The following is a 26,896-nucleotide window of genomic DNA, read 5'->3' as shown; positions in this document are numbered from 1 at the left end:
TATGGCTGCTTTTTTCTATTAAAGTTTCTAAATTAAACCTTTTGCATAAGCTACATACAAAACTTAATAAATTCACTTGTTGTATATCACCAACGAACAGCGTATAATAAAATTTATTGAAATATTGTTATATCAACGTTCTTAAGATAATATGTGTACTCTCTATAAATACAAATGTTTTTGAAAGGAAGAAAAGTTATATGAAAAAGATAATGGTTACTGGTGCTTTAGGACAGATTGGTTCGGAACTAGTCACAAAACTTCGAAATGAGTATGGTGCTGATAATGTATTGGCGACCGATGTAAGAAACCTTTCATCAGCAGTGTCCGAAAGTGGACCGTTTAAAATTCTCGATGTAACAGATGGAGAAAAAATGCATGAGTTGGCAAAAGATTTTCAAGCAGATACGATGATTCATATGGCAGCTCTTTTATCGGCTACTGCAGAAGCTAAGCCATTGCTTGCATGGAACTTAAACATGGGTGGATTGGTGAATGCACTGGAAGCTTCTCGCGATTTAAATATGCAGTTTTTTACACCAAGTTCTATCGGTGCATTTGGACCTTCAACACCTAAAAAGAATACACCTCAGGATACTCTGCAACGTCCAACTACTATGTATGGAGTGAATAAGGTATCAGGAGAACTTCTTTGTGACTATTACTTTCATAAATTTGGTTTAGATACTCGAAGCGTCCGTTTTCCAGGTTTGATTTCAAACGAAACTTTACCAGGTGGGGGTACAACCGATTATGCGGTAGATATTTATTATAAGGCATTAAAGGAAGGGAAATACACTTCCTATATTGCTGCAGGGACATTCATGGATATGATGTATATGCCTGATGCTCTTCAATCTATCGTGGATTTAATGGAGGCAGATGGGTCTAAGTTAATTCATCGTAACGCTTTTAATGTTACGGCAATGAGTTTCGAGCCCAAGCAAATTGCAGCATCTATTAAAAAGGTTATTCCGACATTTACAATCAACTACGAGGTAGATCCAGTACGTCAAGCGATTGCAAATAGCTGGCCAGATTCGATTGATGCATCAGCAGCAGAAGCGGAGTGGGGATTCACTTATAAATATGATTTAGATGCGATGACGAAAGATATGCTTGAAAAATTGACAATGAAAAAAGCAGCGGGTTCCTTGTAAAAGGACTCGCTGCTTTTTTTGACGTACGCCACAAGATTACAGATAAAAGAAGGGTTGGTCGCGATGATAGTCACGAACCAACCCTTCAAAGTTGAAACGATTGAAACCAATATTGAAAGTGTATGATTTTTAGAATAATAAATGTGCAACTAATGCGATGATAGGGAATGAAATAAGTGTACGCAGCAAGAAAATAACGATTAAATCTTTAAAGTTAACAGGAATTTTCGAGCCGAGTAACAAGCCACCTACTTCAGACATGTATATTAACTGCGTAACAGACATAGTTGCGATAAAGAAACGAGTCATCTCAGAGTCAATAGATGCACCTAAAATAGAAGGCAAGAACATGTCAGCAAATCCAACGACCATCGTTTGTGCTGCTGCTGCAGCTTCAGGAATTCCGAATAGCATTAACAAAGGCTCAAATGGTTTGCCTAGTATAGTAAAGACAGAAGTATATTCCGCAAGCATTAATGCAATCGTACCGAATGCTAAAACAACCGGTGCCACGCCAATATACATATCAATTACATTTTTAAAGCCATCTGAAAAGAATTTATAAATAGATCTATTACGATTCGCAGTGTTCAATGCATTTTCTAAGCCATGCGTAATTGCATTATAATTTTCTGGGTGCTTTTCCGCCTCTAAATCTAACGGTCGACCGTCAATATGGTTTTCTTCCTTGCCAGCAAGTGGATAGATTCTTGGCATAATAAAAGCTAGAACAACCCCACACAATAAAACAGTCAAGTAATAAGGGATAAAGTAATTGGATAGTCCTACTTCTTCGAGAACGACGATACAAAATGTAATGGATACTACTGAAAATGTAGAACCGATAATTGCCGCCTCTTTTTTCGTGTAGTAACCTTCCTCATACTGTCTGCTTGTTAGTAAAACCCCAATTGTTCCATCGCCTACCCATGAAGTTAAGGCATCAACTGCAGAACGACCAGGAAGTTTGAACAATGGACGCATGATTTTCACCATCATCGTACCAAAAAACTCTAGTAATCCGAAATTCAATAAGAGTGGTAGTAATAATCCCGCAAACAAGAAAATAGTAAATAGGAAGGACACCAAACCATCAGGGCTTAATAACATTCCACCTGTATTTTCATTACGAACGACTTCCGGTCCCACTTCAAAAACAATCATATAGGCAAAAATAGCTCCAATGACACGAGTCACGGTCCAAAATGGGGTTACTTTAAAGAGATTATTAATAAATGTATTCTTTTTAGGAACAAATAAAAACATCACTGAACCTATTGCTGCTATCGACATTGTTACGAGAGAAACCCAGTGAATAACTGGTTCTAATACTCCTGCAAGAAGACTAGCAAAATAAGCAATGGGAATTTGTGTTGCTCCTTCAATTGGCAAAGGAATCATAAATAATATTACACCTACTATAGAAGGTAGTAGGAATAGAAACCAAGTAGACAGTGAAAACTTTTTCAAAGTGTTAGACCAACTTTCTGTAAATGAATAAATATGCGTTTGGTGTAATCATTCATACATATTAATTCATTTAATATGGGAAGTCTATAGGATTGCGTTATGTTCCATTATTCGAAATCTTTACTAAAATTGTACGTATAGAAACGTTCATAATGAAGCCAATTTTCTGCTTCTGGTTCACCATCTGCTAACCGTTTCTCCATTTCCTCGAGCATCCAAGCTGTTTGAGAAATATGTGCTCTCATGGAACCCATTTTTTCTTCTTTTGATTCTTTAATATTATGAATTACGTCGGGCTCTCCAAGAACTTCTCTTGAATTGTTTGAAAACGCAAGTGCATACACTGTAGGACGTTTTTCTTCTGGCATACGACGGACAGCTCGTATCATCGCACGACCAGTAGCGTCATGATCAGGATGTACTGCATAGTTTGGATAGAATGTAATAACTAGAGAGGGGTTTGTGTCTTTTATTAAATTCTCCATCATTTCTACCATTTTTTCATCATCTTCAAATTCTACTGTTTTGTCTCGAAGACCCATCATTCGAAGGTCTGTCACACCCATAGACTTTGCAGAAGCAAGAAGTTCTTGTTTTCGAATTTGAGGTAGTGTTTCGCGTGTTGCAAACGGAGGGTTGCCTAAGTTTCTTCCCATTTCTCCTAACGTTAAGCAAGCATATGTTACGGGAATTCCCTGTTTTATATATGTAGCAATCGTACCAGAAACACCGAAAGCTTCGTCATCTGGATGAGGGAATACGACCAAAACGTGTCGTTCCATTGGTAAAGTCATTTCAATTCCTCCTTAATAAGTGAATGGTGTTCTGCTAATTTGAAGTGCAACTGCAAGTTTTCCGCTTTGATCATGACCTGCCATTAATAATCGACCATGCTCATCTAACTCATAATGTGTGATTCCTTGGGCATAAACCCAACCGTGCGGAAGTTTAAGGCCAACTCGATGTGGTGCCTCACCGGCTACTTTTCCAAGTTCATAACGAATAACCACATTGCGAATAAAAGCACCTGCATTAAAAACATTCTCATTAAAATGAGTTGCATAAGCCCCATTCGTTGTTTCTAAATGTATATAAACATCTTCGTTTGCAAAATTATTTAAAAGCTCTTGTAACTGCTCTACATGGACAAGTTCCATTTTTAAATAGCCTCCTAGCATACTGTCTTTTATTAGTATAATGAAAAAATGTTTTTGATGCGAATGATTGAGCTATTAATGATCAAAACAAAAAACTCGCAAAGCCAAAGAGACTTTGCGAGAAATTAGAAATAATATTAAACGATAGTAGTGGTAACTTCGGGTGCACCGAATTTACCTTTCGCTCCGTGAAGAACAGGTCCAACGTATTGGTTTAGTTTCCAACCATGTGTAATTGCTGCAGAAACAAATTCTTTTGCTTCGAATACTGCATCCGACACTGTCAGTCCATTTGCTAAGTTTGCTGTAATTGCAGCAGCGAATGTGCAACCAGCACCATGATTGTAAGTTGTTTCTGTTTTTTCTGTTTCTAATAATGTGTGAGTTTGTCCATCATAGAATAAGTCTACTGCTTTTTCATGTGCTAATTGTTTACCGCCCTTAACTACAACATTTTTTGCACCAAGTGCATGTATTTTTTCGGCAGCAGCTTTCATGTCTTCCACAGTTTTTAATGCGCCAAGTCCAGAAAGTTGTCCAGCTTCGAACAGATTAGGTGTCACAACTAAAGCACGTGGAAGTAAAAACTCGATCATTGCATCCACAGTACCAGGGTTCAACACTTCATCCTCACCTTTACAAACCATCACCGGATCTATAACAACACTGCTTACGCCAGATTCTTCAATAATATTACCAGCTGTCTCGATAATTTCTTCTGTACTTAACATTCCTGTTTTTATAGCATCAACATCTGTTGATAATGCTGTTTTTGCTTGACGCTTAATTTCCTCTACGGGAATAGAGTATACTCCGTGGCTCCATCCATTGTCAGGATCCATCGTAGCAATAACAGTTAATACGTTCATTCCGTATGTTCCATGCTCTTGGAACGTTTTTAAATCTGCTTGTATTCCAGCGCCGCCTGAAGTATCAGAGCCTGCAATCGTTAATGTTTTTTTGATAGACATGGTGTAATTTCTCCTTTTTCTTTGCAATATACAATATTTTTAATTATAACAGATTAGATCATTATTTTGTTTAAGGTAGTTTTGGAGCAGTCCATAATTTAATTAAAACAAATACTAAAATAATTGCAATGATAAAACAAATACTTGATCCTATGAGTATTCCGTTAATAAATAAAGAAAATGCTAAAAAGATAAGAAATGCTATTAATAGAATCATTCCCAAAGTAAAGCAACCCATTCCAATATTTTTAGCTTTTTCTGGAACTTCATTCGACGTACTAGCAGCTTTTTCTATATTTTTTAGTTTTTCACGAAAATGTAAATCGGCCATTTGCATGTCTCCTTTTTTTTATCCTATCATGTATTGGATAGTTGTTAATATAGAAACTTTTCGGTACTGTTAAACGTAATAGATTAAGAGGAAAGGGGGGATGACATGCGAAACGACGATAAAAAAATTCGTGAAATGGAAAAACTATTAGAAGAGTTAAAAGCACAGAAAGAATCAGCAGCTACCATTGTAGAAAATCCGACTAGAAAAGGATTCGGATTTTGGAAGGTACCGCGTGTTTTATCCAATCTGCGTTTTAAAACTTTTATGGTTTTAGTTATTGCTGTTCTTCTATTATTAGCTGCCTTACCATTTGCTGCTTTTTGGGCAATAAAAGGAAGTACATTCACCGAAAGCAAAGGATCGTTTCTGGAGCAGGTACAAGCCTTGAATGAATTATCGACTGCTCAAGCATTTACAAAAGTAATTATTGAACGACAAGATAATGCGGTATTTGGAAAAGAAATCGGTATTGATTTGCCAGGAACAAAAAGACAATTACTCGTAGTTGTCCCTGGTTCGGTAAAAGCAGGAGTGGACTTCTCTCAAGTAACAAATGCTGATATAAAAGTGGATGAGAAAAATAAAACTGCAGAACTAACATTACCTAAAGCTCAATTTTTAGGAGGACCAGAAATTTTATTTGATCAAGTAGAAGTATTTTCTTATGAAGGATTATTCCGTGAAAAAGCGGATATAAAAGAAGCATATGAGCTTGCTGAAACTGCCAAGGAAATGATGATTGAAGAGGCAACAGGACAAGGTCTATTGCAACTAGCAGAAGAAAATGCTGCAACATCTGTAAAAGAAATGTTCGGATTGGTAGATTTTGATGTCCAGGTTGAGTTTAAGGAGTGATGTGTCATGACAACTTGGAAAGAAATATTAGACGAAGAACGTAGTAAGTCATACTTCTTAAAACTAAACGACTTTCTAGACAAGGAGTACACAGAACATACTATTTATCCAGCACGGGGGGATATCGGAAGTGCTCTTCGTGCCACGCCTTTTAACGAAGTGAAGGTAGTAATTCTTGGTCAAGATCCGTATCACGGACCGGGACAAGCCCATGGTATGAGTTTTTCTGTAAAGCCAGGAGTTGCGATTCCACCAAGCTTACGCAATATGTTCAAAGAACTTTTGGAAGATATCGGTTGTCCTCTTCCTACAAGTGGTTATTTAGAAAGCTGGGCAAAACAAGGAGTATTATTGCTCAACACGGTTTTAACGGTTCGTGCAGGAGAGGCTAATTCACATAAAGGACAGGGTTGGGAAGTACTCACAGATACCATTATAACTAAACTATCAAATAGAGAAGAGCCCATCATTTTTGTCTTGTGGGGTAAACCGGCACAACTAAAAAAGAAACTGATAGATACAAGAAAGCATGTTATTCTAGAAGCCCCACACCCGAGCCCACTCAGTGCACATAGAGGTTTTTTTGGAAGCAAGCCCTATTCTAAAATAAATGCACAGCTAGAAGCATGGGGAGAGAAGCCAATCGATTTTTGCCTCTAGTTATGCTAGTATATGGAATGGAAAGTGGGGGAGTGAATTGGCCGTAAACTGTTTTAAATGCCGACACTTTTTTACTACATGGGATGCAGGTCATCCACGTGGCTGTAGGGCTTATGGGTTTAAAACGAAAGAACTTCCCTCTGTATTGGTGAAGCGTACATCTGGGATGGAGTGCTTGAAATTTGAACCGAAGCAAGGGGAGGGTCATAAGAAATGATTTCTAGTGAACAAATATTAATACAAATAGAAAAACAAGTGCATAAAGCAAAAATAGAAACGAATGAACAATCGACAAGAGAGGCATTAGTTGCGATTCGTGCATTATGTGATGTCGTGTTAGATTCCTCGGCAACTTTACCTCCTGTTTTAAGCACGGTTCCAACATCTCCAAAAGTATCTACGCAATCGAGTGTATTAAAAGAAGACGATGCAAATGGAGAATCATTATTTGATTTTTAATAGAAAGTAGGAGGTCAATATGAAATTATTTATCATTGCAGGGGCTATCAATGGATTTCTTTCGGTTGCACTAGGGGCATTTGGTGCACATGCTTTAAAAGCAACTTTATCAGAAAAATATTTAGCTACTTGGGAAACTGCTGTACAGTATCAAATGTTTCATGCACTTGCACTAGTGGCAATTGGCATATTGATGAGTGAAAAATTAATCGGTCATGTGTCAACCTTGAATACTGCAGGTTATCTTATTTTAGTAGGAATCATTTTATTCTCCGGAAGCCTATACGTATTGAGCTTATCAGGTATTAGTGTTCTTGGTGCCATCACACCAATCGGTGGCGTAGCATTTTTAGTCGGATGGATCATGTTAATCGTTGCTGCAGTAAAATATGCAAGTTAATTAATTGGAAGGCCAAAAATAACCATCCCCGTTATGTATTGAAAAGACAGGTAATTTTAAACGCTAAGTTGAATACTATCTAAACATTCATTTTTACACCGCCTATAGCGGTGTTTTTTTACAACAAAAAACAGCCCATTTAAATGAGCTGGCCCGTTTAATATTCCATTTTTATTTATATATTTTGATTCTCTTTAAGTCGTTTATTTTCTTCTTCCAATTCAAGGATTCTTCTTTTATTCGATCTTTTTGTAGCCCGAACAATGGCAATAATTATCACTACAAAAATCAATAACCAAAAAATCAATGGCAAAATTGCTAAGAAAGTTTCCATGTAATTCCCTCCCTGTTAGTAATCATAATCTAAAAATTCATCATATGCAGTGAAATTTCAGAATTTATTCTCGAGACTTCTTGGCTTGTAATTATTTTCTAGAAACTATTAGAAAATGGCGGAACGAGACAAGTTCACCGATAAACGAGACTAATTTGTCCAGGAGCGAGACCAATTCTAGCATAATCAAGACCAATATCCACATAACCGAGACCATTTCATATAGTTATCCTTAAAGTGAGATATTCTATAATTGTATAAGAGATACCAATTCGTTAGTCGAGTTCAAATTAAAAAGCTTATCCTTGAAAACGGATAAGCTTTTCATTTTATAAATTGTAGTTGATTTCCTCATCAAATGTTACATAATCTAAGTAAATCATAAGCATTAAGTATCTTTTTCCGCTAGGATCACTAAGAATGACATGATCTCGACCAGCAGCTTCGATATAGCCTTTAATCACTTTGGCGTTCCATTCCTTATTATTTTCGAAAGTGAAATAAAAGGTACCAAGCTTTCCTTTGTTCATTCTTAAAATGTTTTCAATGTAGGATTCTTCCTGACGAGCGGCTGCGGGTGTGGTTGGTTGAATGTTTGGTGGGGTCATTTGTTGCTGTTGTTGTGGTTGTGGTTGTGGTTGTGGATAGCCTCCAGGGTACCAATAATATTGAACCATTCATACATCCTTTCTTTTTAGATATTTGGACAATCTGTAGTTGTAGGAGAGTAGAAGCAATGTGCTTTATAACGTCCGGCGTTCCATTGGTTATACCATTGGGGAGGACAATCGCCTGGGGTTCAAAAATTCATAATGAGCGTTCTGCAGGATAAAAGCGTTCGCCTTGAACAACCCGTTTAGCTATAAGAATCCCGTGCTCGTTGATAAAAATAGGATTTTTGTATTGCTTCAAATCCACCAGGACTTTGAAAAACCATTTCTTCCAGGTTACGGATATCTTTGAAATCTAGGCAGTAGACAAGAACTCGGTTCACTCCGACATTCCCTACCATAAGCATTCCAGATCGCCTTCACCCTCTGCCTCAGCACGCATTAGCCTTGCTAGTAAATCCAGTTGTTTATCATTGTATTGGATTACTGCCAACGCATCACCTCCTACACTACACTATGCAAGGAGATCTATCATCATACCGAAATGCATGGATGCTAAATAAAAAAAGCTGCATAAGCTGCAGCTTTTTGTAACGATTAAATATTGAAAAACTCTAAGCGTTTTTCTCCTGCAAGAATGGTACCGATGAAGAATGAACCGAATTCTGCATAACGAGCACTTACTTCGTCAAAACGCATTTCATATACTAATTTTTTAAATTGAAGTACATCATCTGAGAATAAAGTAACGCCCCATTCGAAATCATCGAATCCGACAGAACCAGATATAATTTGTTTTACTTTTCCTGCATAACCGCGGCCGATTTTCCCGTGACTAGCCATTAATGCACGGCGATCATCCATAGAAAGCATATACCAGTTATCATTGCCATCGCGACGCTTGTCCATCGGATAGAAGCAAATGTATTGTGAACGTTGAAGCTCTGGGTATAAACGAGCACGTACATGTGGATTTTGATATGGATCCTCGTTAGATTCGCCAGCAAGATAATTAGACAATTCAACTACAGAAACATAAGAGTAAGCAGGGATTGTAAAATCCGCAATTGTTAATTTATTAAACTTTGCTTCTAGTTCTTGAAGTTCATCCACTGTTGGACGTAATGTCATTAACATGAAATCGGCTTTTTGGCCAACAATTGTGTAAAATGCATGTGCGCCTGTTTTTGCGTCATCTGCTTGTTGTAATTCGTCTAGGAATGCGACAAATTCATCCGTAGCTTGTTTACGAAGTTCTGGAGCAACTTGCTTCCATGATGCCCAGTCCATTTGTCGGAAATCATGTAATACGTACCAACCATCTAGTGTAATTGCTGCTTCATTCATTGAGTAAGACACTCCTTTTAATTAAAATTTCGCATTTTTAGTGTATCATACAACCGCCAAACTTTCCCGTTTAGCATGCACTTACGCATGACAATGTGTGACAAAGTCGTGTATGCTTGAATTAACGAAAAAGATAGTAGGAGGGCTAAATATGGCAGATTTATTTCAAGAGTTAAAAGATAAATTAAGAAATGCCAATATATCCATTGTGCTGCCTGAAGGAACGGATGAACGTATTATTGAAGCTGCATTAAAACTTCAAGAAGAAGGAATAATAAAGCCGGTTGTAATTGGTACTTCTCAAAGTCTTCCTAAAAATCTCACTGTTATTGACCCTGAAACGTATGAAGAAATAGATGAGCTGGTGCTGGCATTAGTAGAACGACGTAAAGGAAAAGTTACCCAAGATGAGGCCAGAGAGCTATTAAAAGACGTTAATTATTTTGGAACTATGCTTGTGTATACAAAGAGAGCGAACGGATTAGTAAGTGGAGCAGCACATACAACAGCTGAAACGGTGAGACCTGCACTTCAAATTATTAAGACAAAGCCAGGTATCTCTAAAACAAGCGGGGCTTTTATTATGGTGAAAGACGACCTTCGTTATGTATTTGCAGATTGTGCAATTACAATAGCCCCAACGAGTGAAGATTTGGCAGAAATTGCAGTAGAAAGTGCGAAAACTGCTGCAGCTTTCGGAATAAAACCAAAAGTTGCAATGCTATCTTTTTCTACCAAAGGCTCTGCACAATCAGAAGAGACCGAGAAAGTAGTGAAAGCAACAGAAATGGCAAAGAAATTAGCCCCAAATGTTGCGATAGAAGGTGAATTGCAATTTGATGCTAGTATCGTCCCAGCAATCGCTGCAAAAAAAGCACCTGAAGCGGTTGTGCAAGGGGATGCAAATGTATTTGTTTTTCCATCACTGGAAGCTGGGAATATAGGATATAAAATTGCGGAACGTTTAGGTGGATTTGAAGCAATTGGACCTATTCTACAAGGATTGAATGCACCAGTAAACGATTTGTCACGCGGATGTTCTGCAGAGGATGTATATAAGCTGGCTTACATTACAGCAGCACAAGTGTTGAATTAAGGAGTTAACTAAATGTCTCAAATAGAAGATTTATTACAGCAAGAAACATGGCGATTTTGGGATCAATCGCTTAGTGGAAAAAGTCGTTCTGCCTTAGAGTCCTTTGCTTCGGATGATTTGCTATGCCATTTAGTTGGGCAAGGGCATTCCCCCGCATCGGTTCGAACATGGGTACACGACAATACAGTTGTGCTTGGAATTCAAGATCATCGTCTCCCGTTTGTAGAGGATGCACAGAATTTCTTACGTACACGAGGGTATTCTCCGATAGTTCGTAATTCTGGTGGACTTGCGGTTGTTTTGGATGAAGGAGTTCTTAATATTTCAATTGTCTTATCTGAAATCGATCAGTCTATTGATATTCCCACTGGATATGAAGTAATGCTTGAATTTGTTCGTCTATTATTCCCAGAAGCAGAAGGGAAAATTGAAGCTTATGAAATTGTAGGATCGTATTGTCCAGGTTCATATGATTTAAGTATTGGTGGAAAGAAGTTTGCTGGAATTTCTCAGAGAAGACTACGTCAAGGAATCGCCGTTCAAGTTTATTTATGTGTGGAAGGTAGTGGAAGCGAGCGAGCAGATTTAATCCGTCAATTTTATGAAATTGGTGTACAAGGGGAAGAAACTAAATTTAGTTATCCAGTAATCAAACCAGAAGTCATGGCATCTTTAAATGAATTACTGGATGCCTCTTTTACAGTGGAAGATATCGTCATTCGCACCCAACAAATCTTACAACATCTATCTACTAACGTTGTCTCTCAATCTGCCACACAAGAAGAAATGGAACTCTACATGTTTTATTTGCAGCGGGTAGTAAATCGAAACAAAAAGATGCTTGATAAGTAGTTTTACTTTCAGTCTGAACGAAAAAGCTTGTCAATCAAGTTGGAAGCGAAGATAACATAAGTTCATGAGCTTACAACGAAGTCAAAACGCGATTTATTGCAAGCAAGGAAAAGTGAAAGTGTTTCTCAACAGTAAGAAAAAAACCACCAACTTTTTAAATGGTTGGTGGTTCTTTAGATATTAGGTTACCGTTTTTCTCCATCTGAAATACTGGAGTAGTTGGTGCGTCTTCATCATTCAATGTAACCAATCGTCTAGCACGGTTCATAATTTGAACGAATTGCTCGTAATCTTGTTTAATTGCAGCATTTTCTTTTTCCAGCTTCGCAATTTCACTTTCTAGTTTTCTAATTTTCTCAGTAGAAACGTTTGCTAAATGGCGATATCTTGAAATGTCTGAATCACTATGTTGTAATCGAACAAGATACGCAATGATTATATCAATTGATAATGCAGAAACTGGTATAGAAGCTGGACGCTCACCGCTTTCAACTGGCTTTGCTAGATAAATACCATTTCCTCTACGTCTATAGTCTTTTCCTAATAGACGAAGTTTTTCTTTGCGTTCTTTTTTTGCTTCTTTCAATTCTTTTTCATATTGATGACGTACTACTGCATTCCAGCGAAATCCACATGCAGCAGCTGTACGATTCAATTCATCCCCAGCTTCTTCAAATGCATTTAATTGTGTGCTGCCTTCTCGTACATGTCGTAGCACCATCTCTGCAAGCATTTCGTCGTTTTCTTCCATCCATGCGTCTTGTCTTATTTTTACCATGTTTGTCCTCCTACCATGTTCATAGTTTCGTTGTTCTATTAACATAATGGACAACTTAGTGCTCTTTTATTCACGTAAAATACACTTGATAGCAATATAAACTTTAAGATACAATGACCTGTAGACTATTACTATATATAGAAAGGGTTGTGGACAATATGGCAAACCATTTTCGAGTTTGCGATGAGTGTCAGGCCGTTAATTTAAAAACGTTAATTCCAAAGCTCAAAGCGATAGATCCAGAGGCAGAAATTGAAATTAAAGAATGTCAATCCTACTGTGGACCAGGTCGAAAAAAGACGTTCGCCTTTATTAATAACCGTCCAGTTGCTGCCTTGACCGAAGATGAATTAATGGAAAAAGTACGAGCCAAACTTGAAGCATAAATAGAACTTATACCGCTTTCAAAGAGCGGTTTTTTTCTTTATAATAGATGAAATACATACAGCTCAGCACCTAGGTAGAGATAGGTGCTTACGCTTTAAATCACGGAGGTGGCTAAATGAGCTATGCATCGCAAAAGCTAGCAGAAGAAAAAGTGTTTAAAGACCCAGTTCACCGGTATATTCACGTCCGTGATCAAGTAATATGGGACGTAATTGGAGCGAAGGAATTTCAAAGACTTCGTCGAATTAGACAGCTTGGAACTACCTATCTAGTTTTTCATGGCGCAGAACATAGTCGTTTTAATCACTCTCTCGGAGTTTATGAGATTGTTCGCCGTATAGTGGATGATAGTTTTAAAAATCGACTGGAATGGGATGAATCTGAAAGACTTGTAGTATTATGTGCGGCTCTTCTTCACGATTTGGGACATGGCCCTTTTTCCCACGCGTTTGAAAATGTGTTTGATCTTGATCACGAAGAGTTTACGAGGGCAATATTGCTTGGTGATACGGAAGTAAATGAAATTTTACAGAGAGTAAGCGAGGATTTCCCGCAAAAAGTAGCAGATGTCATCGCAAAAACCTATTCAAACAAACAAGTAGTCAGCTTGATATCCAGTCAAATCGATGCAGATCGTATGGATTATTTACAGCGTGATGCTTATTATACAGGCGTTAGCTATGGTCACTTTGATATGGAACGTATTTTACGTGTCATGAGACCTAGAGAAGACCAAGTAGTTATAAAATCAAGCGGAATGCATGCGGTAGAAGATTACATAATGAGTAGATATCAAATGTATTGGCAAGTGTATTTTCATCCAGTATCTCGCAGTGCAGAAGTAATTTTGACGAAAATTTTACATCGGGCAAAGGCTTTAAGTGAAAGTGGTTATGATTTCGAGCAACAACCTACTCATTTTAAATCTTTTTTTGATGGCACTTTTTCATTAAAAGAATATCTCGCTTTAGATGAGGGTGTTTTACTAACTTACTTTCAACTATGGATAACGGAAAAAGACTCGATTTTAGCGGATTTATGTGATCGTTTTGTCAATCGTAAGCTGTTTCAATACATTGAATTTGATTTGGCTAAGGATTATATGAAGATGAGAGAGTTGGAGTTATTATTTAAAAAAGCGGGTATAGACCCAGAGTATTATTTAGTTTTTGATTCGTCATCAGACTTACCATATGATTTTTATCGTCCTGGCGAAGAAGGAGAAAGAATTCCGATTCATCTGCTCATGCCAAATGGTGAAATTCGAGAGCTCTCCCGAGAATCAGAAATAGTCGAAGCGATATCAGGAAAACGTCGAACAGACCATAAATTATATTTTCCAGAAGATTTTTTAACAGAAGACGGCAAGAAAAAAGCTTTGAAGAAGCAAATATTAGATTTGTTAACATAAAGGTGGGGTCAAATTGCTAGAAGAACATGCAAAAATTGTACAATTTATCGGAGCAGCTGACGGAATTACTGGAAGAAAAAAACTTCAAAAGATGGTATATATAGCGAAAAAACTACAGTTTTCATTCAAAGAAAAATATGAATTTCATGTATATGGACCCTATTCAGTGGAGCTAACAACTCGTGTAGAAGAGCTATGCAATATGGGATTTTTGAATGAAGAAAGACAAGATAAAGGGTCATACGTACAGTATAAATACCAAATGACTGACGAGGGAGAGCACTTTACTCAAATGGCCCAATTAGAGGATGCAAGTCCAGCATTAGTTTCTTGTATTACGCAGATGAAAGACAAAAGCTCTAGATTTTTAGAGTTAGTTTCCACTTTGCTGTACTTCGATCATCTGCCAAAAGATGAGCAAATAGAAAAGCTTCACGTTGTTAAAGGAAAACTTAATTTTTCGGAAGAAGAAATTGAAGAGGCATTTTCTTTTGTAATGAATTTAATGAATGAACGAGCTGTCCAATAAGGGCAGCTTTTTTTATTAATTTTCATGAAAATATCGAAATTGTCGAATTAATGGACCCGTTAATTTCCGTTCGAGGCGGACGCTTTCCGCCGGCATGGCTTCAGCCGCTTCCCTCGCTCTGCTCAGTCCAGGGTCTTCAGCTCATGCTATTCCGGCTGGAGTCGCCGCCTTCCACTCCAATAAACTATTATCCGCTTTTCAATTAGAAAATCATCATGCCATTAAGAGAACAAGTTTTTAATTACGTTTTTCAATTAGTATTTATAGAAAATCGTTGAAAAAGGCGACACTCCTGTGGGAATAGAGTTAGCCGAAGACCCCGCAGCGCAGCGAGGAGGCTAAGGCAACGCCCACGGAAAGGGAGCCGTTTCACCGATTTTCTTATTTATCGGTGACATTGTTTAGTAAAATTAAATTCTATAGACTTTTGCCTTCGAGCGGAGCGAAGGAATCGGCTCGGCCCCGCACGCGGAAGGCGTCCGCCAGCGAAGATCAACAGGCCAACTTTATTGTAAATAAAATAGAACCCCTTATAGAAAGGGGTTCGAATCTGATTATTGATCACTAAAGCGTTTGCCAGCTACTGCATAATGATTTTTTGGCATTTCTTCGATGAAGACTACTACATTTTCTACAGGTGCATTGGAAGTTTCTGCAACAGCAGCTGTTACTTTTTCAACTAATGCCTTTTTTTGCTCTTCTGTACGACCTTCAAGCATTTTTACTGTTACGTATGGCATTTCATTTCCTCCTTTAGTGAGATTTTCTGTATACTAATATCATAACAGAACGGAGGGAACTTTCGAATGGGTAATGAAGAAAAACCAAAACAAAAAATGGGCTTTACCATTATTAAAAATGATCCGACGGACGGACATAAAGGATTTGGGGTAGGTTCTCTATCATTAGAGAACGTGTCGCCAGTCATTATTGATATAGAAGAAGGCGTTGCAAGAGTAGAAATTGGAGCGATGCATGCAAGAAGTGATACAGAGCGAGGTATCAAGTTTACGACTAATCGTGAGGATTCTGAGGGGGGAAAAGGGTACTGGCTTGTATGGGTGACAATAGATCACAAACAAGAAGGACCTTATTACGCTGGAGTGGCAGCATGTGAAATGGTTATTAACCGAGAAAAACGTCGTGGCTATAAAATGTTAGCGGATCACGTAAATCGAATGGATAAATCAATGAAACGCCATATACTTGTAGACTTTATGGACGATCGTTCCAAAGCTATTTTGCGTGACTTTCTACAATCTCACAATAAAGAAATGTGGGATCGAAGCGAAGAAAAGCTCCACAAAGATTTGAACGCTTAAATTATTGCTTGGAAATTGTGACATTTCAGTTTTATGCTTAATATGGTTGAATTAATACAAAAAAGAAAGTACAATTTACTTAAAGCTTACTTCAAAGTAATGCTAGGACACCTTAGTGAAAGTCAACATGTAAGAACTAGTGGAATTGTGACAACCCAATCCCGATTACTACAGTTTTCTGCAAGATACTTAACTAAGAAAAAGCTTTCTATTACCTAATTTAGGTATTAGAAAGCTTTTTATTTTGCTTTATTTAGTTATGGTATCTATTCCCCAAAAAAGGAGAAAGGAAATAGGGACCACGGATCGTCATCTTCATTTTCTTCAAATGTATGTTGCTTCAATTTAGGATCTGTACATAACTTTTTTGGGACATCTTTTTCTTTCAAATAGACGAGTCGTTGCTTGCTGCAAGCAGAAGTTGCAATTCCACCCGTCTCTATATCGACAATAACTCCTCGAACACCAGGTGGAGATATAAATGGCTCCACTGGCAATCCTTGATGGGCTTTCTCCATAAATTCAATCCAAACTTGCTTCGTAACTTGCTTAGCTTCTGCATCACTTACTTGTTTTCCTTGGTCATAGCCATTCCATACACCTGCAGTTAATTGAGGAGAAAATCCGACTAGATATTGATCAGTATTGGTCGTCCCTGATTTTGCAGCGTATGGTCGAGATTGCTTCGCACGAATGCTAATGCCTGTTGCCGGAGAATAATCATTAAAAATAGGGTCAAACATTCCTGTCATTAAATGAGATAAAAGGAATGCATCTTGTTCTAGCAACACTTTTTTCTCTTTCAATTTTTCTTCTTCCACATCGTAAATAACCTTGCCTTCATTATCTGTAATTTTAGTTATAAAAGTTGGTTTTCTTTGAATTCCTTTTGCAGAAATAGTGTTATAAGCTTTTGTCATTTCTAGCAAAGAAACTTCCGATGTTCCAAGAGCAGTTGCGGGTGTATCAGCAACTTTCATATTGATGTCAAATCGTTCAACTAATTGTTGGAATCGTTTATACCCAACTTCTTCTAGTGTTTTTACGGCATAAATATTATCAGAAATTGCAAGGGCCTGTGCCATAGAGATAGGATGATCTGCAAATTGACCATTCACATTTTTAGGTTCATATTCTTGACGCCCACTATCATAAGTGAAAATTGTACGCTCGCTCTTCAAATAGGTGAGTGGAGAAAAGCCGTTTTCGAGTGCAGTTGCATATAATAATGGCTTAATAATCGAACCAGGCTGCCTTTTTGCTTGGGTCACACGGTTAAATGGACTTTCTGCGTAGTTGCGTCCACCTACCATTGCGGTAACATAACCTGTTTTCGGCTCCATACTAACAAAACCAATTTGAAGTTCGCCATCTGGCATCCACTTTTCAATACTTTCCTCAGCTGCTTGTTGATGGTGCTTATTTAAAGTTGTTTGAATTGTCCAGCCACCTTCTTCTATACGATGACCTTTGCTTTTAACAATTTGGCTTGCTTCTTTCCAAACTTCTTCTAAAAAATATGGGGCTGTTTTCTTTGTTAAAATAGAATCTTCTGCTTTTAAGACGTAATTTTCCTCTAATGCCAGTTTTCTTTGATCTGCTGATATGAATTTCTGGTTTTCCATTAGCTTCAAGATAAGCTGTTGTCGAGTGACTGCTTTTTCTTCATTTACTAACGGAGAATAATGGGTTGGCCCCTTTGGTACAGCCATTAATAAAGCGGATTCTGCAAGTGTCAGTGATTTTGCGCTTTTACCAAAATAGTATCTACTTGCTGCTTCTACACCGTACATTCCATGTCCAAAGTAGACGGTATTCAAGTAGCCTTCAAGTAAGTCATCTTTTTCGTAAAAAATTTCTAATCGGTACGCATATAATGCTTCATTAATTTTACGATTCCATGTTTTTTCGTGTGTTAAGAATAAGTTACGTGCATATTGTTGGGTTATTGTGCTGGCCCCTTCTACTTTCTTGCCCGCTTTTACGTCCTTTAATAAAGCGGAAGCAATTCGAGAATAATCAAATCCATTATGTTCATAGAACTCTTGATCTTCTACTGCAATAGCAGCTTGTGCAACGAAAGGCGACATTTCTTCTAAGGAAATCCAATAACGACGTTGTTCGTTAAATCGGTCACCAATCACGTTACCTTGATTATCTAAAAAGACCGAAGAAATTGGTACTTGAATAATTGGAGCCCCAACGATTTGTGCATAAATACGAAGGGTAATAAATGCACTGAAAAACGCGCAAATAGCAGCAACACTTAGTAGAATAATCCTTTTCATGCGTTTTGAACGACTGGCTTTTTTTCGGTATTGTGCACGACGCATAAAAATCTACTCCGTTCTTTTTCGATGTTTTCATTAGTATGAGAACAATAGATTCAAATTAAACAGAGAAAGAAAAAACTATTGCACTTTCTTCAAAAACCTCTATACTTTCCTTTGTATTTATTTTTTTGATAAACTACAAATAACAAAAAATCATATTGGTAAGGGAGATAGATAAATGGCTGGATTTTGGTTTACAGAAAAACAAACCGAGAATTTTGGCATCACAATGAAGGTAAAACGTACACTTCATACAGAGCAAACGGATTTTCAACTGTTAGAGATGGCAGAAACAGAAGAGTGGGGGAATATGCTCTTTTTAGACGGAATGGTAATGACGTCACAAAAAGATGAGTTTGTGTACCATGAAATGGTTGCGCACGTTCCTTTATTTACACATCCTAATCCAGAAAACGTATTAGTTGTTGGAGGCGGAGACGGTGGAGTAATTCGTGAAATTATGAAGCATCCGAAAGTGAAAAAAGCAACGCTTGTTGATATAGATGGAAAAGTAATCGAGTATTCTAAAAAATATTTACCTGAAATCGCATGTGAGTTAGAAAACCCACGTGTGGACGTTCAAGTTGGAGACGGATTCATGCACATTGCAGAATCTGAAAACGAATACGACGTAATTATGGTAGATTCTACAGAGCCAGTGGGACCTGCTGTGAATCTATTTACAAAAGGCTTCTATGCTGGGATTTCCAAAGCACTTAAAGAAGATGGGATATTCGTTGCACAATCGGACAACCCTTGGTTCAAGGCTGACTTAATCAGACAAGTGCAAAAAGACGTGAAAGAAATTTTCCCAATTACCAATATGTACTTGGCAAACATCCCAACATATCCAAGTGGCCTATGGTGCTTTACAATTGGTTCGAAAAAATACGATCCATTACAAGTGCCGGACGAGCAATTCTTTGATATTGAAACAAAATATTACACAAAAGAGCTTCACAAAGCAGCTTTCGTTTTACCGAAATTTGTGAAGGATTTAGCAGGAGAGTAAGCCGATGAGATTTGATGAAGCTTATTCAGGAAATGTATTTATCAAAAGTAATCAAAACTACGAAGAAGCCCAAGCGGTAATTTATGGCATGCCGATGGACTGGACAGTAAGTTACCGTCCAGGTTCTCGTTTTGGTCCACAGCGAATTCGTGAGGTATCAATTGGTTTAGAGGAATATAGTCCATATTTAGATCGTGAGCTAGAAGATGTAAACTATTTTGACGCGGGCGATATTCCACTTCCTTTCGGAAATGCTTCCAAAAGTCTGGATCTAATCGCTGGTTTTATCCGTCAGCTGCTACAAGATGGTAAAATTCCTGTAGGGATGGGCGGAGAGCACTTAGTATCATGGCCTGTTATGAAAACAGTAGCGGACCAATACGATAACCTTGCGATTATTCATATGGATGCTCACACAGATTTACGCGAGCAATATGAAGGAGAACCTCTTTCTCATTCCACACCAATTCGTAAAATTGCAGAACACATTGGTCCAAAGAATGTATATTCTTTCGGAATTCGTTCTGGAATGAAAGAAGAATTCGACTGGGCAAAAGAAAATGGTATGCATATCGCTAAATTTGAAGTATTGGAGCCTTTGAAAAAAGTGCTTCCTACGTTAGAAGGACGACCTGTCTATGTAACGATTGATATAGATGTACTTGACCCTGCTCATGCACCTGGAACAGGAACAGTAGACTGCGGTGGTATCACAAGTCGCGAGCTACTTGCTTCAATCCATGCAATCGCAAACTCAGGTGTCAATGTAGTCGGTTTCGATTTAGTAGAAGTAGCTCCAATTTACGACTCATCGGAGCAAACAGCGAATACTGCTAGTAAATTACTAAGAGAAATGATCTTAGGCTGGGTGAAATAGAAAGCAATTTTCTATTCTATCTGCGGAGCTGAACGAAGAGAAGCGGAAGCAAACAGCTAACACTGCATCGAAGTTACTAAGAGAAATGATCTTAGGCTGGGTGAAATAATAAACGTGATGTCCTTAAATGGACATCACGTTTTTCTGATTTTAACTTTATGTTTGTAGGATATGAATCACTTTGTTTCTTCCAGATGACTTTGCGATATAAAGAGCATCATCAGCCAACTTATACAACTCATTCACTTTGTCACCATTTTCGGGGTAGGAGCTTATTCCACCTGAGACGGTGATATGTAAATTATCTCCCGTTGAAACATGAAAAGGACTCATCTCAATAGCTTGTCTAATTATTTCAGCGGCTTCTAAACTACTTTCTACCGTTGCATTTGGAAGAAGGACAGAAAACTCCTCGCCACCATTTCTAGAAACGATTCCTCCCCAAAAATTCGATGCACCCTTTAATCGAAGCCCTAATTCCTTTAACACTTCGTCTCCAATCGGGTGACCGTATGTATCATTTACTTTTTTGAAATGATCAATGTCTAGTAATATTAGTGAAAATCTATCATTCGTATTCAATAGATTTTGAGCATATTCTTGAAATTTCCGATTATTATTTAATTCTGTCAGATAATCAGTTACGGACATTTCTTCTATTTGGCGAATTTTATTAAAAAGATTATTTAATTGCTTTAAAATAATAAAAACAATCGAAAATGACACAATAGAATATATGACGAAACCGAAGACTGCCAAATAACTAGTAAATGACCAGTTATTTAATAAACAAATTACCAAAGAAGCTTGAATAACTGAGTATGCAAAATAATAGGGAACATACCGAATACGAAATTCGATTGGTTTATTCCTAATAAATATACTTATAATAATTCCAATAACAATCGTATTTCCACCAGCAATTAAAGAGTCTATAGAAAAGTCATACAGAAACATCCGAAAAATACCAATAATCGTTGCGCTAATAAAGGTAGCGATTGGCCCGCCTAGTACCGCCGATAAGGAAATGACAGCCATTCTACCATCAACAATTACATGTTCTGATACAGCTATGGCTGTTAACATTAAGATACACCCAGTTAAACCACTTAAAATCCCAAGTATAAAGGGATGATATTTAGTGGAAGGGATGAAAAGATTTACCTTATTTTGAAATGGAATATATGTAAGAATTGCAAAAGTAAATAGTATACAAAAATTTATGATGATATCTAAAAGCATTTATTCACCCTCAAATGACAGATTGCGTCTATTATAACCTCTTCAGGAAGAATAAGGTATTCCTTTTTGGATTAGTTGTCACATAAGTAAATTTTAAGATATAATGTGAAGGTTATATATATCCATGAGTTATTTAAAAATGTACATAAAAGAGATATTTTACGTAAAAATGTTCAAAGGATGAAAGCAATGGCTCAACCATTAAAAAAATCAGTACATGTTCGTTTAAAATCCACCATTTGTCATCCAAATGTCGAGAAGGAAACATTCGATATTGAAACGACTGGAGAACTAACGCTAAAAGGAAATCAGCCTTATTTAGTTTACGAGGAAGTCCAGGATGAGAAAATTGTCAGAACAACTGTCAAGCTTGGCGGGAAATCTGCTCTTATATTGCGAAGTGGTGGAGTCAAAATGCGATTACCGTTTGAAAGCGGTGAGCTTCAAACTGGGAGCTACGATACAGTTTATGGCACATTAATGATAACTACAAATACAACGCATCTACATTTTGAAGATGGCTATTTTCATGTCGAATATGAACTGCTGATCAATGATGAGGTTGCTGGTACATATACATTGGAACTAATTTATACGGAGGCGGATTAAATGAACGCAGTAGAACAGGTACAACAGTCCATTAAAACGGCATTGCAAGAAGCAATTATAAAAGCGGAATTAGTAGAGGTAGAGCAAATTCCTTCTATTCATCTAGAAACACCAAAAGATAAAGCCAATGGCGATTATGCAACTAATATTGCGATGCAATTAACAAAGCTTGCGAAAAGAAATCCTCGTCAAGTTGCAGAAGCAATTGTTGAAAATCTGGATATGTCAGGCACGATGATGGAGAAAATCGACATCGCTGGACCAGGATTTATGAACATCACAGTTCGTAAAGATTATTTACAAGAAGTTGTAAAAGCGGTCCTTGCGGAAAAAGAGAATTACGGACGTACTACTTCAGGTGCTGGAGAAAAGATTCAAGTAGAATTTGTATCAGCGAATCCAACAGGTGACTTACATTTAGGTCATGCTCGTGGCGCATCTGTAGGGGATTCATTATGTAATGTACTTGATTTTGCAGGGTACGATGTTGCACGCGAATATTATATTAATGACGCTGGTAATCAAATTCATAACTTGGCAGTGTCCATTGAAGTGCGATATTTTGAAGCATTAGGACTAGAAAGAGAAATGCCAGAAGACGGCTATCGTGGACAAGATATTATCGATATTGCAGCAGAACTTGTGAAAGAGCATGGCGATAAATTTGTCTCTATGTCAGATGAAGAGCGCTATAAAGCGTTCCGTGCGCATGGATTAAAAGTAGAGCTTGCTAAATTACAAAAAGATTTAGCTGATTTCCGAGTTGGATTTGATAACTGGTACTCAGAAACTTCTTTATATGAAACAGGAAAAATTGACGTTGCCTTAGATAAATTAAAAGCAAACGGACATATTTTTGAGGAAGAAGGAGCTACATGGTTCCGCTCTACTACTTTTGGAGATGACAAAGACCGTGTATTAATTAAAAGTGATGGCTCTTTCACTTATTTATTACCGGATATTGCCTACCATGAGGACAAATTAGTTCGTGGGTTCGACCAACTGATCAATATTTGGGGAGCAGACCACCATGGTTATATCCCACGTATGAAAGCGGCAATCGAGGCACTAGGATACGAACGTGAAAAACTGGAAGTATCAGTTATTCAAATGGTTCAGCTGTATAAAGACGGCGAAAAAATGAAAATGAGTAAGCGTACAGGGAAGGCAGTTACAATGCGCGAGCTTGTAGAAGAAGTTGGACTGGATGCGGTTCGTTATTTCTTCGGTATGCGTTCTGGTGATTCTCATATGGATTTCGATCTTGATTTAGCTGTTTCCCAGTCGAATGAAAACCCAGTATATTATGCACAATATGCGCATGCACGTATTTGCTCTATTTTACGCTCAGCTGAAACACAAGAGATGAATGCGTCGACCGATTCACTTGAGTTATTACAAAGTGAAAAAGAATTAGACTTATTGAAAAAAATAGGTGACTTCCCACAAGTAGTAGCGGACGCTGCAAAACTTCGTGCACCTCACCGAGTGGCGACATACATTCAAGAGCTAGCCGCAACATTCCATAGCTTCTACAATGCCGATAAAGTATTGGACGCAGAAAACATGGCATTATCAGAAGCTCGACTTGCTTTAGTGACATCTGCTCGTCAAACAATCTCAAACGCTCTACGTTTAATTGGCGTAGCTGCTCCTGAAAAAATGTAATAATGAACACTTCATTCTAGGTGTTATAACAATTGGATAAAACAAAAATGACGATGAATCAAAAAGGATTCATCGTCATTTTTATATTGTTCTTGTTTTGGACTGACTTCAATAAAATAGTAGACGTAATTTTTGCAAGGCTCATAACAGTGCTTAATCTCGTATTATTTAAAGAGTATGTAGGACAGCTCGGATCTAAATAGTTTACAATCGCTTTTAATTGATAGTTTCCCACTTCGGGAAGCGGATTATTAATAGCATTTCCGGGAATGAGGGGACCATCTTTTAATATAATTGATCCGATTTGGTGATTATCTCCTAAACAGGCATCCACACTAAAAATAATTGGTTCATTGAACTGGCTATTAATTTCTTTTAATACAGCTTCTAAATTTAGTGCGTGAACGGGCTCTTCGATTGTTCCGAATACATGATATGGAAAGTTTTTTTCTTTTAGCATCGTTCCAACAAAGGGACCGAAAGAATCCCCAGTCGATCGATCTGACCCAATACATAAAAAGACAATATCAATGGTGCCAGTCTCACATAATGTACTAAGCAGATAAGACATCTCATTCATATCTTCTTCTGTCGAAGAATTTAATGAATAACTGTAATACAACTTCTTAGTTTGTGTATGCACTCTTCTTTTTTTCTTAAAAGGAAACAACCCGTTGCGCCCCCTTGAAAATAATAAATTTTTTATTATAGTATCATGAAAACGTTTTCACTGAAAGTTTTGTATAACAACTCGAATTTAATTTTGGAACCGTTAATTTCCGTTCCAGGCGGACGCTTTCCGCCGGCATGGCTTCAGCCGCTTCCCTCGCTCCTGCGCAAAGCTCGTCGCAAAAATTAATTTCGCTACGCTCAGTCCAGGGTCTTCAGCTCATACACCTGCCTCTTCGCTTTCGGTGCAGAAAACATTTGCTATTCCGGCTGGAGTCGCCGCCTTCCACTCCAATCAACTATTATCCGCTTTTCAATTAGAAAACCATTATACCGTTAATAGTGCAAGTTTTTATCACTTACATTTTTTCAATTAGTATTTATAGAAAATCGTTGGAAAAGGCGACACTCCTGTGGGAATAGCGTTTAGCAGAAGACCCCGCAGTTGAGGGGAAGGCAATCTAAGTTCGCCGCATCCTGCTCCTGCGCAAAGCTCGTCGCAAAAGAACTTTTGCGGCAACGATTGCATGACCAACATCGTGTTGGCCTAGGAGGCTAAGGCAACGCCCGCGGAAAGGGAGCCGTTTCAACGATTTTCTTATTTATCGGACAACATTATTTAGTAAAGTAAATTCTATAGGCTTTTTCAGTGCCCTCGCTACGCTCCTCCAAACCAATAAAATGAACAAAAAAACAAAATAAAAATCGATATCAATTAACCTACTGCCTTTTTTCTTCAGTGGGGCATTCGGTAGCTTGCAATTGAATAAGATAGCATCTATTCACTAATTATCCAAAAAGGTATTAACCAGTTTTCAAAAGTTAAAGGAGAGCGACGAACAGTCTGCAGCAACAAGATTACCGAAAAAGAAGGGTTGGTCTTGACGAAAGTCACGGCCACCCCTTCAAAATAATTCTGCGGTAACTTTGATGCCAAAGTCTGTCCAAAGCAATCCGGAAACAATTGTAACCAGTTTTTGCTTTTTAAAGGGCTCGCTTGCGCTTTTCTAATATATTTTAAATGAATCGGTTGAATACAACTAATATCAGTCAAATACTATGAAAACTTCTGTCGACAATAAAATGTTTTAAGGTATAATGAAATCGATGCATCAAGAATATTTTGAACATAAAGGTGCTTGCTAGTTTACTAGTAAGTTAAAAGGGAAGCTGGTGCAAGTCCAGCGCGGTCCCGCCACTGTAAGTGATTGTACATGATCACAAGTCAGAAAACCTGCCTTTATGCGTTTACACTTTACTACCTACGAGGATAGGTTATGTGTAAGTCCGCTTGGCATGTTTTAACCTAGCAGATTTATACCTATTCTATCTCTCGTTCATGGAACGAGAGATTTTTATTTGCACAAAAATGGAGGAATTACAGATGAAGAAGTTATGGCAATTATGGATGACATCCGCATTTGCAGTATTATTGTTAGTTGGATGTTCTCAAGAAGAAGCAAAACCTGTTGAAGACAAGGACACTACTCAAGAGGAAGCGACAATAGAAGAAACAGAATTCCCGATTACGATGACCGATGCGGTTGGCAATGAGATAACGTTGGAAGAGGCACCAAAAACAATCGTTTCGATGTTGCCAAGTAATACAGAGATTTTATTTGCGCTTGGACTTAATGAAGAAATTATTGGAGTAAATGACTACGATAACTACCCTGAGGAAGCGCTTGAAAAAGAGAAAATCGGCGGTATGGAATTCAACGTAGAAAAAATTGTATCCATGAATCCAGAAATCGTGTTTGCACATGAGTCAATGTTGGGAGCTGGCGATGCAGGTTTACAACAAATCCGTGATGCTGGTGTAAAAGTGTTTGTCGTAAAAAATGCGGCTGATTTTAATGAAACATATACAACTATCGAACAAATTGGTCGTGCTACAGGAAAATTACCAGAGGCACAAAAAATTGTGGAAGATATGAAAGCAAAAGTAGAAGAAGTAAAAGCAAAAGTGGCGAATGTAGAAACAAAGAAAACTGTGTTCGTTGAAACTTCTGATGTTCCGGAAATTTATACACCTGGTAAAGGGACATTTATGCAAGAAATTTTAGATATGGTAAATGCGGAGAATATTGCGGCTGATCAAGAGGGCTGGTTTATGATAGCTCCAGAGGAAATTGTAAACCGTAATCCAGATGTGATTATCGTAATGTATAGCTACGTAGAAGGAATTGTAGATAGTGTGAAGGCACGCGATGGTTTTGATACGATTAATGCTGTTAAAAATGATGCAGTAATACAGGTTGATGAAAACTTAACTAGTCGAACAGGCCCACGTCTTGCAGAAGGATTAGAAGAAGTAGCGAAAGCAATCTATCCGGAGGCTTTTAGTGAGTAA

General features: G+C 37.7%; 29 protein-coding genes, 1 pseudogene and 1 riboswitch. Of the genes and pseudogenes, 16 read left to right on the top strand and 14 right to left on the bottom strand.

All coding sequences use genetic code 11. From position 1 onward, the window contains the following. Positions 1-200 precede the first annotated feature (200 nt). Complete coding sequence (locus AN959_RS02980) at positions 201-1,160, top strand: L-threonine 3-dehydrogenase (protein WP_056828154.1); 960 nt, start codon at positions 201-203, stop codon at positions 1,158-1,160. 129 nt (positions 1,161-1,289) lie between these two features. Here the strand turns inward: AN959_RS02980 and AN959_RS02975 are convergent, their stop codons facing one another. The 5 genes from AN959_RS02975 to AN959_RS02955 all read right to left on the bottom strand — a co-directional run bounded on the left by AN959_RS02975 (position 1,290) and on the right by AN959_RS02955 (position 5,089). After that, positions 1,290-2,630 carry a YjiH family protein gene (locus AN959_RS02975; protein ID WP_056828152.1) on the bottom strand — a complete coding sequence of 447 codons (1,341 nt, stop codon included), beginning with the start codon at positions 2,628-2,630 and terminating at the stop codon, positions 1,290-1,292. Positions 2,631-2,737: 107 nt separating this feature from the next. After that, complete coding sequence (bshB2, locus tag AN959_RS02970) at positions 2,738-3,424, bottom strand: bacillithiol biosynthesis deacetylase BshB2 (RefSeq protein ID WP_053590589.1); 687 nt, start codon at positions 3,422-3,424, stop codon at positions 2,738-2,740. A gap of 12 nt (positions 3,425-3,436) precedes the next feature. Then, the gene (locus AN959_RS02965; RefSeq protein ID WP_053590588.1) at positions 3,437-3,787 is read right to left on the bottom strand and encodes a YojF family protein; all 351 of its coding nucleotides are present in this window, start codon (positions 3,785-3,787) and stop codon (positions 3,437-3,439) included. Between the two features lie 137 nt (positions 3,788-3,924). Continuing rightward, positions 3,925-4,758: a bifunctional hydroxymethylpyrimidine kinase/phosphomethylpyrimidine kinase gene (thiD, locus tag AN959_RS02960; RefSeq protein WP_056828150.1), complete on the bottom strand. Its 834-nt coding sequence runs from the start codon at positions 4,756-4,758 to the stop codon at positions 3,925-3,927. Positions 4,759-4,828: 70 nt separating this feature from the next. Next, entirely contained in the window at positions 4,829-5,089 is a 261-nt protein-coding gene (locus AN959_RS02955; RefSeq protein ID WP_056828147.1) for a hypothetical protein, read from the bottom strand. 105 nt (positions 5,090-5,194) lie between these two features. Between AN959_RS02955 and AN959_RS02950 the strand changes: the two genes are divergently transcribed. The 4 genes from AN959_RS02950 to AN959_RS02930 all read left to right on the top strand — a co-directional run bounded on the left by AN959_RS02950 (position 5,195) and on the right by AN959_RS02930 (position 7,466). Continuing rightward, entirely contained in the window at positions 5,195-5,947 is a 753-nt protein-coding gene (locus AN959_RS02950) for a DUF4230 domain-containing protein (RefSeq protein ID WP_056828145.1), read from the top strand. 6 nt (positions 5,948-5,953) lie between these two features. After that, complete coding sequence (locus tag AN959_RS02945; protein ID WP_056828143.1) at positions 5,954-6,607, top strand: uracil-DNA glycosylase; 654 nt, start codon at positions 5,954-5,956, stop codon at positions 6,605-6,607. A gap of 213 nt (positions 6,608-6,820) precedes the next feature. Then, positions 6,821-7,066 carry a YwdI family protein gene (locus AN959_RS02935; protein ID WP_056828138.1) on the top strand — a complete coding sequence of 82 codons (246 nt, stop codon included), beginning with the start codon at positions 6,821-6,823 and terminating at the stop codon, positions 7,064-7,066. Positions 7,067-7,085: 19 nt separating this feature from the next. Beyond that, entirely contained in the window at positions 7,086-7,466 is a 381-nt protein-coding gene (locus AN959_RS02930; RefSeq protein WP_053590581.1) for a DUF423 domain-containing protein, read from the top strand. Positions 7,467-7,641: 175 nt separating this feature from the next. On the opposite strand, the gene AN959_RS20915 is transcribed toward AN959_RS02930, so the two are convergent. The 4 genes and pseudogenes from AN959_RS20915 to hemQ all read right to left on the bottom strand — a co-directional run bounded on the left by AN959_RS20915 (position 7,642) and on the right by hemQ (position 9,758). Continuing rightward, positions 7,642-7,800 (bottom strand): hypothetical protein, encoded by a 159-nt coding sequence (locus AN959_RS20915; protein ID WP_156350714.1) that lies wholly within the window; start codon positions 7,798-7,800, stop codon positions 7,642-7,644. 329 nt (positions 7,801-8,129) lie between these two features. After that, positions 8,130-8,477: a spore coat protein GerQ gene (gerQ, locus tag AN959_RS02925; protein WP_056828136.1), complete on the bottom strand. Its 348-nt coding sequence runs from the start codon at positions 8,475-8,477 to the stop codon at positions 8,130-8,132. Between the two features lie 17 nt (positions 8,478-8,494). Continuing rightward, positions 8,495-8,904, bottom strand: a pseudogene (locus AN959_RS02920) (cell wall hydrolase). Between the two features lie 104 nt (positions 8,905-9,008). Beyond that, on the bottom strand, positions 9,009-9,758 hold the full coding sequence (hemQ, locus tag AN959_RS02915; RefSeq protein WP_056828134.1) for a hydrogen peroxide-dependent heme synthase: 750 nt from the start codon (positions 9,756-9,758) through the stop codon (positions 9,009-9,011). Between the two features lie 151 nt (positions 9,759-9,909). Between hemQ and pta the strand changes: the two genes are divergently transcribed. Both pta and AN959_RS02905 read left to right on the top strand, forming a co-directional pair. Beyond that, positions 9,910-10,854: a phosphate acetyltransferase gene (gene pta / locus AN959_RS02910; protein WP_056828131.1), complete on the top strand. Its 945-nt coding sequence runs from the start codon at positions 9,910-9,912 to the stop codon at positions 10,852-10,854. A gap of 12 nt (positions 10,855-10,866) precedes the next feature. Further along, positions 10,867-11,706, top strand: a complete 840-nt coding sequence (locus AN959_RS02905; protein WP_056828130.1) for a lipoate--protein ligase family protein — start codon at positions 10,867-10,869, stop codon at positions 11,704-11,706. Positions 11,707-11,860: 154 nt separating this feature from the next. Here AN959_RS02905 and AN959_RS02900 read toward each other — a convergent pair whose 3' ends face one another. Beyond that, positions 11,861-12,484, bottom strand: a complete 624-nt coding sequence (locus tag AN959_RS02900) for an RsfA family transcriptional regulator (protein ID WP_053590576.1) — start codon at positions 12,482-12,484, stop codon at positions 11,861-11,863. A 158-nt stretch (positions 12,485-12,642) separates the two neighbouring features. Here AN959_RS02900 and AN959_RS02895 point away from each other — a divergent pair, with 158 nt between their 5' ends. The 3 genes from AN959_RS02895 to AN959_RS02885 all read left to right on the top strand — a co-directional run bounded on the left by AN959_RS02895 (position 12,643) and on the right by AN959_RS02885 (position 14,811). Next, the gene (locus AN959_RS02895) at positions 12,643-12,870 is read left to right on the top strand and encodes a DUF1450 domain-containing protein (RefSeq protein ID WP_053590575.1); all 228 of its coding nucleotides are present in this window, start codon (positions 12,643-12,645) and stop codon (positions 12,868-12,870) included. Positions 12,871-12,986: 116 nt separating this feature from the next. Continuing rightward, entirely contained in the window at positions 12,987-14,282 is a 1,296-nt protein-coding gene (locus AN959_RS02890) for an HD domain-containing protein (protein ID WP_056828127.1), read from the top strand. Between the two features lie 13 nt (positions 14,283-14,295). Then, the gene (locus tag AN959_RS02885; protein WP_056828125.1) at positions 14,296-14,811 is read left to right on the top strand and encodes a YwgA family protein; all 516 of its coding nucleotides are present in this window, start codon (positions 14,296-14,298) and stop codon (positions 14,809-14,811) included. 554 nt (positions 14,812-15,365) lie between these two features. Here the strand turns inward: AN959_RS02885 and AN959_RS02880 are convergent. Beyond that, a complete protein-coding gene (locus AN959_RS02880) occupies positions 15,366-15,551 on the bottom strand; it encodes a 2-hydroxymuconate tautomerase (protein WP_053590572.1) in 186 nt (61 codons plus the stop codon). A 66-nt stretch (positions 15,552-15,617) separates the two neighbouring features. On the opposite strand from AN959_RS02880, the gene AN959_RS02875 reads away from it, so the two are divergent. Continuing rightward, a complete protein-coding gene (locus AN959_RS02875; protein ID WP_056828122.1) occupies positions 15,618-16,133 on the top strand; it encodes a YwhD family protein in 516 nt (171 codons plus the stop codon). 266 nt (positions 16,134-16,399) lie between these two features. On the opposite strand, the gene AN959_RS02870 is transcribed toward AN959_RS02875, so the two are convergent. Next, positions 16,400-18,466, bottom strand: coding sequence for a transglycosylase domain-containing protein (locus AN959_RS02870; protein ID WP_056828120.1), 2,067 nt, complete (start codon positions 18,464-18,466; stop codon positions 16,400-16,402). A gap of 178 nt (positions 18,467-18,644) precedes the next feature. Here AN959_RS02870 and speE point away from each other — a divergent pair, with 178 nt between their 5' ends. Together speE and speB are read left to right on the top strand one after the other, a co-directional pair. Then, positions 18,645-19,478 carry a spermidine synthase gene (speE, locus tag AN959_RS02865; RefSeq protein ID WP_056828117.1) on the top strand — a complete coding sequence of 278 codons (834 nt, stop codon included), beginning with the start codon at positions 18,645-18,647 and terminating at the stop codon, positions 19,476-19,478. A 4-nt stretch (positions 19,479-19,482) separates the two neighbouring features. Next, positions 19,483-20,355, top strand: coding sequence for an agmatinase (gene speB, locus AN959_RS02860; protein WP_056828115.1), 873 nt, complete (start codon positions 19,483-19,485; stop codon positions 20,353-20,355). Between the two features lie 156 nt (positions 20,356-20,511). On the opposite strand, the gene AN959_RS02855 is transcribed toward speB, so the two are convergent. Further along, positions 20,512-21,597: a diguanylate cyclase gene (locus AN959_RS02855; RefSeq protein ID WP_056828113.1), complete on the bottom strand. Its 1,086-nt coding sequence runs from the start codon at positions 21,595-21,597 to the stop codon at positions 20,512-20,514. A 189-nt stretch (positions 21,598-21,786) separates the two neighbouring features. Here AN959_RS02855 and AN959_RS02850 point away from each other — a divergent pair, with 189 nt between their 5' ends. Together AN959_RS02850 and argS are read left to right on the top strand one after the other, a co-directional pair. Then, complete coding sequence (locus AN959_RS02850) at positions 21,787-22,206, top strand: DUF1934 domain-containing protein (RefSeq protein WP_056828111.1); 420 nt, start codon at positions 21,787-21,789, stop codon at positions 22,204-22,206. Further along, a complete protein-coding gene (gene argS / locus AN959_RS02845) occupies positions 22,207-23,874 on the top strand; it encodes an arginine--tRNA ligase (RefSeq protein ID WP_056828109.1) in 1,668 nt (555 codons plus the stop codon). 58 nt (positions 23,875-23,932) lie between these two features. On the opposite strand, the gene yyaC is transcribed toward argS, so the two are convergent. Next, positions 23,933-24,544 carry a spore protease YyaC gene (gene yyaC / locus AN959_RS02840; RefSeq protein WP_253278857.1) on the bottom strand — a complete coding sequence of 204 codons (612 nt, stop codon included), beginning with the start codon at positions 24,542-24,544 and terminating at the stop codon, positions 23,933-23,935. 1,115 nt (positions 24,545-25,659) lie between these two features. Beyond that, positions 25,660-25,800: riboswitch (cobalamin riboswitch) on the top strand. Between the two features lie 127 nt (positions 25,801-25,927). Here yyaC and AN959_RS02835 point away from each other — a divergent pair. Next, positions 25,928-26,896 (top strand): ABC transporter substrate-binding protein, encoded by a 969-nt coding sequence (locus tag AN959_RS02835; RefSeq protein WP_056828107.1) that lies wholly within the window; start codon positions 25,928-25,930, stop codon positions 26,894-26,896.

The sequence above is a fragment of the Psychrobacillus sp. FJAT-21963 genome (assembly GCF_001420585.1).
Lineage (GTDB): Bacteria > Bacillota > Bacilli > Bacillales_A > Planococcaceae > Psychrobacillus.
This window is presented reverse-complemented; position numbering and strand designations above follow the sequence as displayed.